General features: G+C 70.7%; 14 protein-coding genes and 6 tRNA genes. 8 read left to right on the forward strand and 12 right to left on the reverse strand.

Annotated features, from left to right (window positions below; all coding sequences use genetic code 11):
- Nucleotides 1–2 precede the first annotated feature (2 nt).
- From ACP4IX_RS04015 to ACP4IX_RS04035, 5 genes are all read right to left on the reverse strand, one after another.
- Nucleotides 3–911, reverse strand: coding sequence for a carbohydrate ABC transporter permease (locus ACP4IX_RS04015; protein WP_426518791.1), 909 nt, complete (start codon nt 909–911; stop codon nt 3–5).
- The gene (locus tag ACP4IX_RS04020; protein WP_426518789.1) at nt 908–1,909 is read right to left on the reverse strand and encodes a carbohydrate ABC transporter permease; all 1,002 of its coding nucleotides are present in this window, start codon (nt 1,907–1,909) and stop codon (nt 908–910) included. The genes ACP4IX_RS04015 and ACP4IX_RS04020 overlap by 4 nt, the downstream gene beginning before the upstream one ends.
- Complete coding sequence (locus ACP4IX_RS04025; protein ID WP_426518787.1) at nt 1,909–3,198, reverse strand: ABC transporter substrate-binding protein; 1,290 nt, start codon at nt 3,196–3,198, stop codon at nt 1,909–1,911. Before ACP4IX_RS04025 ends, ACP4IX_RS04020 begins: the two co-directional genes overlap by 1 nt.
- Nucleotides 3,199–3,752: 554 nt before the next feature.
- Nucleotides 3,753–3,824: transfer RNA gene (locus ACP4IX_RS04030), tRNA-Val, on the reverse strand.
- A gap of 80 nt (nt 3,825–3,904) precedes the next feature.
- Nucleotides 3,905–4,357: a TIGR02611 family protein gene (locus ACP4IX_RS04035; RefSeq protein WP_426518785.1), complete on the reverse strand. Its 453-nt coding sequence runs from the start codon at nt 4,355–4,357 to the stop codon at nt 3,905–3,907.
- A gap of 191 nt (nt 4,358–4,548) precedes the next feature.
- On the opposite strand from ACP4IX_RS04035, the gene ACP4IX_RS04040 reads away from it, so the two are divergent.
- Entirely contained in the window at nt 4,549–4,962 is a 414-nt protein-coding gene (locus ACP4IX_RS04040) for an SsgA family sporulation/cell division regulator (RefSeq protein ID WP_004002642.1), read from the forward strand.
- A gap of 323 nt (nt 4,963–5,285) precedes the next feature.
- A complete protein-coding gene (locus ACP4IX_RS04045) occupies nt 5,286–5,846 on the forward strand; it encodes a CGNR zinc finger domain-containing protein (RefSeq protein WP_426518782.1) in 561 nt (186 codons plus the stop codon).
- A gap of 87 nt (nt 5,847–5,933) precedes the next feature.
- Here ACP4IX_RS04045 and ACP4IX_RS04050 read toward each other — a convergent pair whose 3' ends face one another.
- Both ACP4IX_RS04050 and ACP4IX_RS04055 read right to left on the reverse strand, forming a co-directional pair.
- Nucleotides 5,934–6,113: a hypothetical protein gene (locus tag ACP4IX_RS04050; protein ID WP_426518780.1), complete on the reverse strand. Its 180-nt coding sequence runs from the start codon at nt 6,111–6,113 to the stop codon at nt 5,934–5,936.
- A 245-nt stretch (nt 6,114–6,358) separates the two neighbouring features.
- The gene (locus tag ACP4IX_RS04055; protein WP_426518778.1) at nt 6,359–6,808 is read right to left on the reverse strand and encodes a hypothetical protein; all 450 of its coding nucleotides are present in this window, start codon (nt 6,806–6,808) and stop codon (nt 6,359–6,361) included.
- A gap of 191 nt (nt 6,809–6,999) precedes the next feature.
- Between ACP4IX_RS04055 and ACP4IX_RS04060 the strand changes: the two genes are divergently transcribed.
- Nucleotides 7,000–7,524 carry a DsbA family protein gene (locus tag ACP4IX_RS04060; RefSeq protein ID WP_426518776.1) on the forward strand — a complete coding sequence of 175 codons (525 nt, stop codon included), beginning with the start codon at nt 7,000–7,002 and terminating at the stop codon, nt 7,522–7,524.
- 26 nt (nt 7,525–7,550) lie between these two features.
- On the opposite strand, the gene ACP4IX_RS04065 is transcribed toward ACP4IX_RS04060, so the two are convergent.
- The 3 genes from ACP4IX_RS04065 to ACP4IX_RS04075 are packed head-to-tail and all read right to left on the reverse strand — an operon-like array spanning nt 7,551 to nt 10,293.
- Nucleotides 7,551–8,372: a GNAT family N-acetyltransferase gene (locus tag ACP4IX_RS04065; protein WP_426518774.1), complete on the reverse strand. Its 822-nt coding sequence runs from the start codon at nt 8,370–8,372 to the stop codon at nt 7,551–7,553.
- 50 nt (nt 8,373–8,422) lie between these two features.
- Nucleotides 8,423–9,244, reverse strand: coding sequence for an aminotransferase class IV (locus ACP4IX_RS04070; protein ID WP_426518772.1), 822 nt, complete (start codon nt 9,242–9,244; stop codon nt 8,423–8,425).
- On the reverse strand, nt 9,241–10,293 hold the full coding sequence (locus tag ACP4IX_RS04075) for a chorismate-binding protein (protein ID WP_426554780.1): 1,053 nt from the start codon (nt 10,291–10,293) through the stop codon (nt 9,241–9,243). The genes ACP4IX_RS04070 and ACP4IX_RS04075 overlap by 4 nt, the downstream gene beginning before the upstream one ends.
- Before the next feature lie 177 nt (nt 10,294–10,470).
- On the opposite strand from ACP4IX_RS04075, the gene ACP4IX_RS04080 reads away from it, so the two are divergent.
- The 5 genes from ACP4IX_RS04080 to ACP4IX_RS04100 all read left to right on the forward strand — a co-directional run bounded on the left by ACP4IX_RS04080 (nt 10,471) and on the right by ACP4IX_RS04100 (nt 10,913).
- Nucleotides 10,471–10,543 (forward strand) — tRNA-Gly (locus ACP4IX_RS04080).
- A gap of 38 nt (nt 10,544–10,581) precedes the next feature.
- Nucleotides 10,582–10,655, forward strand: a tRNA-Cys gene (locus ACP4IX_RS04085).
- Nucleotide 10,656: 1 nt separating this feature from the next.
- Nucleotides 10,657–10,728, forward strand: a tRNA-Val gene (locus ACP4IX_RS04090).
- Nucleotides 10,729–10,747: 19 nt separating this feature from the next.
- Nucleotides 10,748–10,819 (forward strand) — tRNA-Val (locus tag ACP4IX_RS04095).
- A 22-nt stretch (nt 10,820–10,841) separates the two neighbouring features.
- Nucleotides 10,842–10,913, forward strand: a tRNA-Val gene (locus tag ACP4IX_RS04100).
- Between the two features lie 144 nt (nt 10,914–11,057).
- Here the strand turns inward: ACP4IX_RS04100 and ACP4IX_RS04105 are convergent.
- Nucleotides 11,058–11,342: a zf-TFIIB domain-containing protein gene (locus tag ACP4IX_RS04105; RefSeq protein WP_426518768.1), complete on the reverse strand. Its 285-nt coding sequence runs from the start codon at nt 11,340–11,342 to the stop codon at nt 11,058–11,060.
- Between the two features lie 116 nt (nt 11,343–11,458).
- Nucleotides 11,459–12,418 carry a phosphotransferase family protein gene (locus ACP4IX_RS04110; protein ID WP_426518766.1) on the reverse strand — a complete coding sequence of 320 codons (960 nt, stop codon included), beginning with the start codon at nt 12,416–12,418 and terminating at the stop codon, nt 11,459–11,461.
- Between the last annotated feature and the right edge of the window lie 22 nt (nt 12,419–12,440).

Below are 12,440 nucleotides of genomic sequence, written 5' to 3' on the forward strand. Positions count from 1 at the left end.
CCTCAGCCCTTCAGACCGGACGTCGCCATGCCGTCGATCAGGTAGCGCTGGAAGGCGAGGAAGAAGGCGAGTACGGGCAGCAGGGCGACGAGTGACATGGCGATCATGCCACCGTAGTTCGCCAGCCCTTCCTGGTCCACGAACATCTTCAGACCGAGGGAGACCGTGTACTTGCTGGGCTCGTTGAGGTAGATCAGCGGGCCCATGAAGTCGTTCCAGGAGTTGATGAAGGTGAAGATCGCGCTGGTGATCAGTGCCGGCCGGCACAGCGGAAGCACGATCGACCAGTAGATGCGGAAGTGCCCGCAGCCGTCGAGACGGGCCGCCTCGTCGAGTTCCTTGGGCAGGTTGCGCATGAACTGCACCATCAGGAAGACGAAGAACGCCTCCGTGGCCAGGTACTTCCCCAGCAGCAGCGGGGTGTACGTGTTGATCATGTCCAGGTTGCGGAACAGCACGTACTGCGGGATCAGCAGCACGTGGTACGGCAGCAGCAGCGTGCCGATCATCAGCGTGAACAGCAGATTGCGGCCCGCGAACCTGATCTTCGCGAAGGCGTAGGCGGTCAGGGAGCAGGACACCACGATCCCGACCACCGAACCGACGGCGAGGAAGAGCGAGTTGAAGAAGAACGTGGAGATCGAGATGTCCGCGATGCCGTCGGCGAGGCTCGTGTAGTTGGAGATGATCGGGTCGGCCGGGAACAGGTCCAGGCTGCCGACGATGTCGCCGCTCTCCTTGAAGGAGCCGCCGATCACCCAGAGCACCGGGTAGAGGATCACCGCGAGGACCGCCAGCGACCCGAGGTGCCAGGCGAGCGACCCGGGCAGCTTGCGCCGGAACGCGGTCGTCCCGGTGGACGGGGCCCTCGTGGGCGGGGCCGGCGTGACGTCGGTGGCCTGCGCGCTCATCGGCCGCCCTCCTCGTAGTGCACCCAGCGCTTCTGGGACCAGAACAGCACCGCGGTGACCAGGGCGACCGCGACCAGCAGCATCCAGGCCATGGCGGAGGCCAGGCCCATCCTGCTGTTCTCGAAGCCCTGGACGTACAGATAACAGGTGTAGACCATCGTGCCGTCCGCGGGACCGCAGGCGTTGCCTCCGGCGCCGCCGCCGACGATGTAGGCCGAGCTGAAGATCTGGAAGGAGTGGATGGTCTCCAGCAGGACGTTGAAGAAGAGGACCGGGGAGATCATCGGCAGCGTGATGCTCCAGAACTGCCGCAGCCTGCCCGCCCCGTCCACGTCGGCCGCCTCGTACAGCTCGCGCGGCACCTGCTTCAGACCGGCCAGGAAGATGACCATGGGGGCGCCGAACTGCCAGACGGTCAGGGCCACCAGGCTGTAGATGATCAGGTCGGGGTCACCGGTCCAGCCCCCGGCGTCGATCCCGAAGAGTTGCTGCGTACGGTCGACGACCGCGTCGTCCGAGAAGATCGCCTTCCACACGATGGCGATGGACACGCTCGCGCCGATCAGCGACGGCGCGTAGAAGGCGGCCCGGTAGAAGGCCTGCCCGCGCCGCTTCTGCGCCAGCAGCAGCGCGACGCCGAGTGCCGCGATCAGCTTGATCGGCGTGCCCACGGCGACGTACCACAGGGTCACCTCGACCGAGTGGCGCCAGCGCGGGTCGCCGAACATCTCGGAGAAGTTGTCCAGGCCGATCCACGCGGGGGCGTCGAAGAGGTTGTAGTCGGTGAACGCGAAGTAGAGCGAGGCGACCATCGGTCCCGCCGTCAGCAGCAGGAATCCGGCGATCCAGGGGGACATGAAGAGGTAGCCGGCCAGGTTCTCCCGGCGGCCCCGCCGCTTCAGCTCGGCGGGGCGCGGGGACTTCACCGGACCGTGCCGCGGCTCGGAGTCCTTGAGCAGGTCCTCCGTCGCAGGGGCGTGTGTCACGGCGCTTCCCATCAGCCGGCGAGAGCCGTCTTCGACTCGGTGAAGAACTGCTTGACGGCGTCGTCGACGGACCGCTCACCGAGCGCCATCTCCTCGGCGACGCGCAGGAAGGCGGCCTCACAGATGTCGGCACCGTTCGGGTGCGGGGTGATGGTCTCCAGGACACCCGCCTCGACGAGGGACTCCTCGTAAGCGGCGATCGCCTGGTTGACCGGGTCGGTCGGGCGGTACGCGTCGTACTGGGCCTGCGTCGTCGGGACGCCGCGGTCATAGCCCATGATCTTGGCGACCTCGGGGTCGTGGACCATGAAGTCGATGAACTGGGCGACTTCCTTGGGGTGCTGGGTGCGCTTGGAGGCGCTGAGCATCAGGGAGCCCAGGTACTGGCCGGTCTTCTTGCCGTCCGTGGTGGGTATGGGCGCGAGACCGTACTCGCTCTTGCCCTCGGAGGTGTAGCGGACGGTGAAGTTGTCCCAGGTGAATTCGCTGCCCGCGAGCTCCGCGGCGACCGCCGACTTGGGCTTGACCTGGACGACCTTCTTCGGGTCGGCGAACAGCCCGGACTTCACGCCCTTCTCCGCCTTGGTCCACCACTGGGTCAGGTCCGCCTCGGTGAAACCGAGTCCGTCCTCGGTGAAGAAGGCCTTGCCGTTCTGGCGCAGGTACAGGTCGTAGAGGTACATGACGCCGTACATGCCGCTGTCCCCGGCCCGGCCGGTCCTGTCACGGATCTTCGTCATCGCCTGGTCGAAGTCGTCCCAGGTCCAGCCCTGTTCGGGCTTGACGCCGGCCCGGGCGTAGACGGGCTTGTCGATGACGATGGCCATCGAGTTCGAACCCACCGGCACCCCGAGGAGCTTGCCGTCGATCTCACCGAACTTCTCCAGGCCCGCCCGGAATCCGTCCATGGACAGGTTTCCGGCCTCGACCTGATCGCTCAGATCGAGCAGGACATTCTTCGCGTCGTATTTGCGGAGAAATCCGATGGCATTCTGGAAGACGTCCGGCGGATTCCCCCCGGAGGCCTGTGTGTTGAACTTCTTCCAGAAGTCGGTGTACTGCTGGAAATCGGTCTTCACCTTGATCTTCGGGTACTTCTTCTCGAAGAGCGCGATGGTCTTGTTGATGCGTTCGGCCCGGTCCTCGGCACCCCACCACGAGTAACGGATCGTCACCGTTCCGTCCCCCGAGCCGCTGCCGCCGCCGCACGCGGTGGCCGTCGCCCCCAGCCCCGCGACGGCCAGCGAGGCCCCCGCCGCTTTGAGGATCGTCCGCCTCTCCACATTCCCGCCCTGCTGCATATGAGCCTCCCCGCGACGTCGCGTCCGCCTCATGAATCGTTTCAAGTAAGCGCTTGCTGGCACAAGTTACGGAGGGCCCCGGGGCGCGTCAATGATTCGGACAGGAATTCATGGGCACCGGGCTCGCGCGGCGGAGTCCGCCGCTCCGGCCTCACCGCCGGCAGCGAGGGCAAACGACCAGGTCGGCGGGGTGTGACCGACGGACCGAACACCGGCGGTGCCGCCGGGACGGGCGGAACGGAAGGTCACGGTTGGGTGAAGACGGGCGGAAGCGGAACAGCGGCACGCCCGGCCGGGGCGGGCGGCAGAGCCGGCCCGGAACGTGCCGCGCGGGCACCCGGGGCCCATCGCGCGGGCACCGCAGGACCCACCGTGCGGACACCGCAGGACCTACCGCGCGGGCACCGCAGGACCCACCGAACGGGCACCCACGACCTGCCGCGTGGGCACCCCGGGAAGGGGCCGCCCGGACACGCCTCGCGGCCGCACCGCACACACCCACACGACAGAGCGGCCCGGCTCACGATGGTGAGCCGGGCCGCCTGATGATCCGGTGGGCGATACTGGGTTCGAACCAGTGACCTCTTCGGTGTGAACGAAGCGCTCTCCCACTGAGCTAATCGCCCGGACGCAGGAAGAACATTACCCCATGTCAGGGGGTGCCCGTGACCAGCGGGGGGCCGGGACGCCGGCCCCCCGCCCGGGATCACTGATCCTTGATCTTCCAGGGCATCTGCAGGCCGAACTTCCACAGGTAGACGCCCGCCAACGCGGCCACGATCACCAGCCCGATCGAGGTCAGGATGATGTTCCGTCGCCGCACCTTGGGATCGAGGGCGCGCTGCGCCGCCTCGGTGACCTTGCGCTTGGTCCAGCGCAGGACCAGCTGGGCCCAGACGAACTCGGTCGCCCAGATCGCCATGCCACCGAAGATCACGACCCAGCCCGGTCCGGGCAGCACCAGCATGGCCACGCCGGCGATGACCACCGCCAGACCGACGATGAAGACGCCGACCTGCCAGCTCAGGTGGAGGGCGCGGCGCGTCCTGATGAATTCCGGCGCCCGCGAGCCGAGCGCGCGGTCGGTCGCGGCCTCGTCCGTCCCCGTACGGTCCTGCGCCACGACTGCCTCGCCGTGTTTGTCACTCCCCGTGTTCATACGGCCAAACACTACCGGAGCGAAACCTGTCACCGGAATGGGCGCATGACCCGAACGGTCTCTCGGCCGGAAGAGTTACGTAAACACACGCAAAACACTCAGAGGGGTTTACAACGGCACCGTAGGTGGCATGTCGATTTCGCCGACGTGCGAATCCCCGAGCGCACACTGAGCGAAAGGCCCTGGCGCTTATGAACACCACGGTCAGCTGCGAGCTGCACCTGCGCCTCGTTGTGTCGAGCGAGTCCTCCCTGCCTGTCCCCGCAGGCCTGCGGTACGACACGGCCGACCCCTACGCCGTGCACGCCACCTTCCACACCGGAGCCGAGGAGACCGTCGAGTGGGTGTTCGCCCGCGACCTCCTCGCCGAAGGCCTCCACCGCCCCACCGGTACCGGCGACGTCCGCGTCTGGCCGTCCCGCAGCCACGGCCAGGGCGTCGTGTGCATCGCCCTGAGCTCTCCGGAGGGCGAGGCACTGCTCGAGGCCCCGGCACGGGCCCTGGAGTCCTTCCTGAAGCGCACAGACGCCGCCGTGCCGCCCGGCACGGAGCACCGGCACTTCGATCTCGATCAGGAGCTCTCGCACATCCTGGCGGAAAGCTAGGGCGAGGCCCCGTGAAGCCGCCCGTCGCCGTCGACTCGGGGTGACGGCACGGGCCCGGACAACCGCATACGGCACACACCGGCGTCGTCGCCGCGATCTCCGCGGTGGCGGCGCCGGTGCGTGTGCGGGCGGGCGGGGGCCCCGCCGCCTCCCCGCCGCCTCCCCGCCGCCTCCCCGCCGGGGAACGAAGGCCGGTCAGCCACCGTTGTTACGGGCAGCCGACGGCAGGGACCGGGGTGCGAGCCGGGTTCGGCCGCCGCGGAAGCCACTACCATCGGCCAGCATCGGCGGGCGCCCGCCCGACCCCAGCCAGGGAGCGAAATGTGCTGATCACCCACGATGCCCGGTGCGCCCTCGACACCGTGGTGGATCTGGTGAACACCATGCCGGAGGACGAATCGGCACCGGACGGACTGCCGGATGTCGCGGCCCTCCAGGAATTCGTGGGAAAGCACGAAATCAGCGACGTCGGCGTGCTCTCGGCACTCGACCTCTCGGCGGTGCGCAAGATCCGCGGCCGGTTCGCGGCGGTCTTCGCGGCACCCGAGGCGCGGACCGCGGCGGGACTGATCAACGACTTGGTCGCCGCAGCCGGAACCACGCCCCGGCTCACCGACCACGACGGCTACGACTGGCACATCCACTACTTCGCGCCCGGCGCCTCCATCGCCGACCACCTGGCCGCCGACTGCGGAATGGCCCTGGCGTTCTTCGTCGTCGCCGGGGAGCAGGAGCGGCTTCGGCGGTGCGAGGCTCCCGACTGCCGCCGCGCCTTCGTCGACCTCTCCCGGAACCGCTCCCGGCGGTACTGCGACAGCCGCACATGCGGAAATCGCTTGCACGTGGCCGCCTACCGCGCCCGGCGCAAGGAGGCGGCCGGCTGACCCCGCTGTTCCGGTCCGGCGCGGACACCCAGTGACTCGACGGCGACGCGTTCCCCGGCGGGTGGCGCCGGGGAACGCGGGTACGGCTCACAGCAACAGCAGGTCATGCAACGCAGCCATGAGCAGCAGACACCCGATCACCGCAAGGAAGATCATGAGCGGTGGCTGGGAAAGGGCGAAGAGGCAGCCGCGCGGTTCGCTCTGCGTTGGCACGGTTTCGCTCTGTCTCGTGTCCAGCTGGGCATCCAGCTGAGTGGTGTCCTGCATCTCGCCGCGATCATGACGCAGCGCCGAGGACCCAGGCGATCAACACGCCCGTTTCGACCGGGAGTTCCCTGAATTCCGTGATGTCCGGTTCACGTTGTGACCGTTCCGGAGCGCACGATGACGCGCTCGGACCGCTATGCCCTGGAGCGGACAGCCGACGCGCAGCGCGGAATCCGACGGCTCAGCGCATCCGACGGCGCGGCCGCGGGACCGCCCCCGCTGCCCCGTGAGGAGTCAGGACGGGGTCAAATACCGTGCTTCTTCAGGATCGCCTCGATGTCGCTGAAGTCGTCCTCGCCGCGGGACGTGTTCGCCGGCCGGGACGCGGGCCGGGGCGTCGGCCGGGTCCCGGGGCCGAGGGAGGGTTCGGAGGCCGCCGGGGCGACGGCGTCGCGCCGTGCCGCGGCGCGGGCCTCCTTGCGCTCCTTGCGGGTGCCACCGCGACGGCGTTCCACGGTGCGCGTGGTCATGAAGAGGAGCCAGGACACACCCAGCACCGCGAAGCCGGCCCAGGCCACCGGGCTGAAGGCCGTGTCGGCCAGCCACTCCACGACCCCGGTCATCACGAGCCCGATCGGGACGAGTGAGTAGGCGGCGATACGGGCCGCGGTGAGGAAACGCCTCCGATACGCGGTGATCGCCGCGATGCCCAGGCCCGCCGCGGACACCGCGGAACAGACGGTCTCGGCAATCATCCGGTCCTCCAGGCTGAGCTCGGGTCGGCATGAGTACTTCTGTCCCTTCCATCCTGCACCGTCCGAGCGCCGTGCGGCCATGTTCCGGCCCGAGATCAGGGAGATCTAGGGGTCGGCTCCTCCCCAGGTGCCGGTGACCGCCGCACGCCGGTGGTCGGGGCGTCCTCCCGTGGGCTGGGAGAATGGGGGCCATGAGCGACTCCTCCCCCGCCCGTCCCGCCCCGCCCGTCCTCGACGTCTGGTGCGAGCTGCAGTGTCCGGACTGCCACACCGCCCTGGACGACCTCCGCGCCCTGCGCGCCCGCTACGGCGACCGTCTGGAGCTGCGCCTGCGGCATTTCCCGCTGGAGAAGCACAGGCACTCCTTCGCCGCCGCCCAGGCCGCCGAGGAGGCCGTGGCCCAGGGGCTGGGGTGGCCGTACGCGGAGGCCGTGCTGGAGCGGGTCGCGGACCTGGACCGCGAGGGCGAGCCCCTCCTGGTCGAGGTGGCCCGGGAACTGGGACTGGACGCCGAGGAGTTCGACACGGCGCTGATCGACGGCCGGCACATCCTGATCGTCGACGCCGACCAGGCCGAGGGCAAGGCGATCGGCGTGACCGGCACTCCCACGTACGTGATCGGCGGCGAGCGCCTCGACGGCGGCAAGGGCCAGGAAGGGCTGCGCGAGCGCGTCGAGGAGATCGCGGACCGGCTGCTGGCCGGGCAGCGGGACTGACCGCGGACTGCCCCCAGCCGCCGTTACTACAACGGTTTGTAGAAGCTGTACCGCGTGGTCTCGTAGCCGAGCGACTCGTAGAGCCGCTCGGCCGCGGTGTTGCCCGCGAAGACGTTGAGGCCGATCAGTGGCCGGCCGGCGGCGATCGCCTGGCTCTCGGCCAGCAGCATCAGCGTACGGCCGTGACCCCGGCCCCGGTGGGCCGCCTCGGCCTCGACGGCGAAGACGAAGGCCCGGTCCTCGCTCAGCGCCAGCCACAGGACGCCGACCCGCGTCCCCTCGTGGTCCAACACGCTGAACCGCATGTTCTCGGTGTCCAGCCCCCGCGGCAGCAGCGTCTCGTGATCGCTGCGCGCCTTGGCGTACGCCTCGGTCTCGGGCACTCCCCGCTCGATCCAGGTACGGGCGTACTGCTCCGAGTCGTGGGCCTGCCAGACCTCGAACTCGTCCGGTGTCATGGGCCGCGCGCGGCTCTCCGGGGGCAGGGTGGGCGGGGTGTCGCCGAGCTGCTTGACCATGCCGCGGTTGCGCAGGACGTAGCCGAGCGTCGAGGCGAGTCGCAGGCCCGCCTCGGCGTCGGGGCCGACGCTCGCCTCGATCCGCCGGCAGCCCCAGCCCCGTGCGATCTCCTCGGCCGCGAGCGCGGCCACCGTGGCCCGGCCGCGCCGGCGGTCCGGTGCGTCGATGCGCAGCTTGTGGATCACGGCCACCGAGCGGCCGAAGGCGCGCGAGGTACCGAGGTGTATCGCGCCGACGGGACGGCCGTTCACGCACACCTGGTAGTGGCGTGAACGCGTTCCGTCGGCGGCGCTCTGAAGCGGCTCGGTCGGCCGCAGGGTCGTGGTCATCACGGGTGTTCTACCCGCCGGGGATGCGGAGTGCAGCCCAATATCCGCGGTTACGGATCCAGGTCGTCCCCGGACCGCTCCTCGAAGATCCGCATGGCCTTGGCGGTCACCGGGCCCGGGGCGCCCGGGAGTTCGCGGTCGTCGACGCGGTGCACGGCCTGGACGTCGCGGAGTGTGGAGGTCAGGAAGACCTCGTCGGCGCGGTCCAGGACGTCCAGCGGGAGGTCGGTCTCCCGGGCGCCGGTCCACTCGACGGCCAGGGCCCGGGTGATTCCGGCGAGGCAGCCGGAGGCGACCGGCGGGGTGTGGATCTCGCCGTCGAGGACGACGAAGACGTTCGACCCGGTGCCCTCGCACAGGTGCCCCACCGTGTTGCCGAACAGCGCCTCCGTGGCGCCCCGTTCGCGGGCGCGGGCGAGGGCGACGACGTTCTCGGCGTAGGAGGTGGTCTTCAGGCCGGTGAGCGCGCCGCGCTCGTTGCGCGTCCACGGCACCGTGATGACGGCCGTGGAGTCGGGGCGCCGGCCGCTCTCGCCGAGGGCGACGACGAGGGTCGGGCCGTGCTCGCCGCGGTCGGAGCCCAGCGGGCCGTGGCCGCCGGTGTAGGTGACGCGCAGCCTGCCCAGGGGCATGGGGTTGGCCTCGAGGACGGCGGCGCAGGCGCGGCGCACCTCGTCGAGGTCGGGGTCGGGCAGACCCAGGCCGCGGGCCGAACGGGTCAGCCGGTCGAGATGCCGGGTCAGCGCGAACGGCCTGCCGTCCACCGCCTTCACCGTCTCGAAGATGCCGTCGCCCACGGTCAGCCCGTGGTCGAGGACGGAGACGCGGGCGGACTCGAGGTCCTGCAGCCCGCCGTCGAGCCAGATCTTCACGTCAGTAGCGCCTCTCCGCTTCCGTTCGCCTCGTACGCGCCCGACGCTACCGCGAGCAGCCGGGACGCCTTGAGTTCGGTCTCCCGCCACTCCCCCTCGGGGTCGGATCCCCAGGTGATGCCGGCGCCGGTGCCGAAGCGCAGCAGCCCCGCGGCGCGGTCGGTCCAGAAGGTGCGGATGCCGACGGCCAGCTCCCCGGTTCCCCGGTCGGCGTCGACCCAGCCGATTCCGCCGCAGTACGGGCCCCGGGGCACGGTCTCCAGCGCGTCGATGATCCGCAGGGCGCTCGACTTGGGTGCGCCGGTGACGGATCCGGGCGGGAAGGCCGCGTCGAGCAGCTCCGGCCAGCCGACGTCCGCGCGCAGCTCGCCGCGCACGGTCGACACCAGGTGCACGAGACCCGGGTGCTTCTCGACGGCGCACAGGTCGGGCACGGTCACGGTCCCCGTGGCGCAGACCCGCCCGATGTCGTTGCGGACCAGGTCCACGATCATCACGTTCTCGGCGTAGTCCTTCTCCAGCAGGTCGGCCTCGGTCCGCCCGGTGCCCTTGATCGGCCCGGACTCGACGGTCCGGCCGTCCCGGCGCAGGAACAGCTCGGGCGACGCGGTGGCGATCTCGACGCCGTGCCCGGGCAGCCGGATCGTTCCGGCGTACGGCGCCGGGTTGCCGCGGGCCAGCAGGGCGGTGAGGGCGTCCACGTCGGCGCCGGGGGCGACGGGCGCCGAGAGCACCCGGCAGAGGTTGGCCTGGTAGACCTCGCCGGCGGCTATGTGCTCGCGGATGCGCCGTACGGCCGCCGTGTACGCGGCGCGGTCGAGGGAGGACGTCCAGTCGCCGGCGGCCGGTCCCCGCCACCCGCCCGGGACCGGTGCCGGTACCGGCTCCGTCCGCACCTCCGCGAAGCGTGCGCAGGTCAGGCGGGACTCGAAGTCCGCGCAGACGGCCCAGAACCCCTTGGAGTCGAGGGCTGCGGGGTCGCTCGTGACGTCGAGGAGACCGGTGGCGAGCCGGTCGCCGAAGCGGGCGAGGGGAGGGAGGTCGAGCACGTGGTCGAGTCTAGGCCGGTGACTCCGAGGTGACCCGAACGTGTCCTTCCGGGTGCCCTGACCAGGTCCGCGAGCGGAGGCACCTCAGCACGCTGCACAAACGCGTTTTTGTGCTGGCCCCGGAATCCGCTAGAGTTCATGACGTCGCCGGGACGCGGAAGCGGACCGAACCGACAGGCGGACGTAGCTCAGTTGGTAGAGCGCAACCTTGCCAAGGTTGAGGTCGCGAGTTCGAACCTCGTCGTCCGCTCGCAGGAACAGGGGGCCTCCCGGGCCTTCTGCACTCCTGGTGGAGTGGCCGAGAGGCGAGGCAACGGCCTGCAAAGCCGTCTACACGGGTTCAAATCCCGTCTCCACCTCCAAGGACGATTAGCTCAGCGGGAGAGCGCTTCCCTGACACGGAAGAGGTCACTGGTTCAATCCCAGTATCGTCCACTGATCCGCAAGGATCCCCGCGCGATTAGCTCAGCGGGAGAGCGCTTCCCTGACACGGAAGAGGTCACTGGTTCAATCCCAGTATCGCGCACGCAGTACTCGTGGCACTCCCAGGACGATTAGCTCAGCGGGAGAGCGCTTCCCTGACACGGAAGAGGTCACTGGTTCAATCCCAGTATCGTCCACTCCACCGAAGCCCCCGGCCGTCTCGTACGGTCGGGGGCTTCGTCGTGCCGCGTCCGGGTCGTACCCGGCTGAGCCGGCGATCCGGATCAGCCCGGACCGGCCCGGTTCAGCCGGACCGGCCCGGTTCAGCCGGACCGGCGGGCTCAGCTGGAGAAGAGCATGCGGCCGAAGCCCTTCTGACGGTGGTGACCGTGGTGGCCGTGGCCGGCGTGCGGGGCGCCCCAGGCGGGAGCCGGAGCGGCCGGGTAGGCCTGCGGGGCGGCGGGCGGGGGCGGCGGAGCGGGCTGGGACCACTGGGCCTCCAGGCGGGTCAGCGACTCCAGTTCGCCGTAGTCGAGGAAGATCCCGCGGCAGCCACTGCACTGCTCGATCTGAACGCCGTTGCGGTTGTAGGTGTGCATCGGTGCGTGGCACTTGGGGCACTGCATGCTCGGCTCAACTCCTCGCCGGTCGGTCCTGCTTCGCGTGTCGCCAGGACAGACTCTGCCCGGCGGCGGGTCGGTTGCACCCTACGTCGCGGAACTTCGGCTCGGCCGCGCGGGGCTCAGGGGCGCAGGGAGGCCATCCGCGCGCACGCGTCGACCAGTGACCGTTCCACCTCGTCCAGGCCCCGGCCCGCCGCGACCGCCTTGGTGACGGCCCGGGCGGCGGTCTGCGCGGTGAGGGCGCGGGCCGGGACGTCCAGCGCGGTCCAGGGGTCCGCGCCGGGCGGCACGGCCGGGCCGCCGGCCGTGCGGTAGGCGGTCAGGAAACGGTGCCACTCGTCGGACGCGAGCAGCCCGCAGGCGTACCAGGCCGCCGGACGGGCCAGATCCCAGGCCGGAACGCCGGTGCCGAGGTCGTCGACGTCGATCAGCAGCCAGGGGCCTTCGGGCGCGGGGTGGCGTATGAGCTGGCCGAGGTGGAGGTCGCCGTGGCAGAGAGTGGTGGTGTCCGGCATGGCGGCCTCGCCCCGGGCCCAGGCGGGGAGAGCGGCCCAGGCGTGCAGTACGGGGGCGGTGGCGGGGTGGCGCGGGGCGGCGGCCCGGAGGCGGGCCACGGCATCGGCCGCCTTCGCGGGGCCCCGCATCGGAGGCACGGCGGCGGGGGCCGGCGTCCGGTGGAGGCGGGCGAGCAGGGTGGCCGCGGCCTCCCAGGGCGCCGCGTCCGGGTCATCCGGTTCCACAGGGGTGCCGTACGGCCAATACGTGACGAGCCGCCCGTGCAGGGTGACGGGCGTCGGGCCGAGCGGGGGCAGGAAGATGCCGGGGAGCCGGGCGGCGACGGTGACACGGAGGGCCAGCTCCGCGGGGTCGGCGTCCACCGCGTGGGCCTTGGCCACGGTGCCGGCGTGCCGGACGACGGTGGCGTCGGGGCGGTCGGCGAGGGTGGCGTCGGCGCGGGCCGCGTCGGGCGGAGCCGGGTGCGCGAGGGTGGTCGCACCGCAGGGGCAGGCCGGGGTACGGGCGTGGGCCGTCGCCCTGACGCGGGCGGTGAGAGCGGGGAGGAGGGCGTCCGTGGTCACCGGGTGAGAGTACGCAGGGGTC

Source organism: Streptomyces sp. WG5 (assembly GCF_049974565.1).
Taxonomy (GTDB): Bacteria; Actinomycetota; Actinomycetes; order Streptomycetales; family Streptomycetaceae; genus Streptomyces.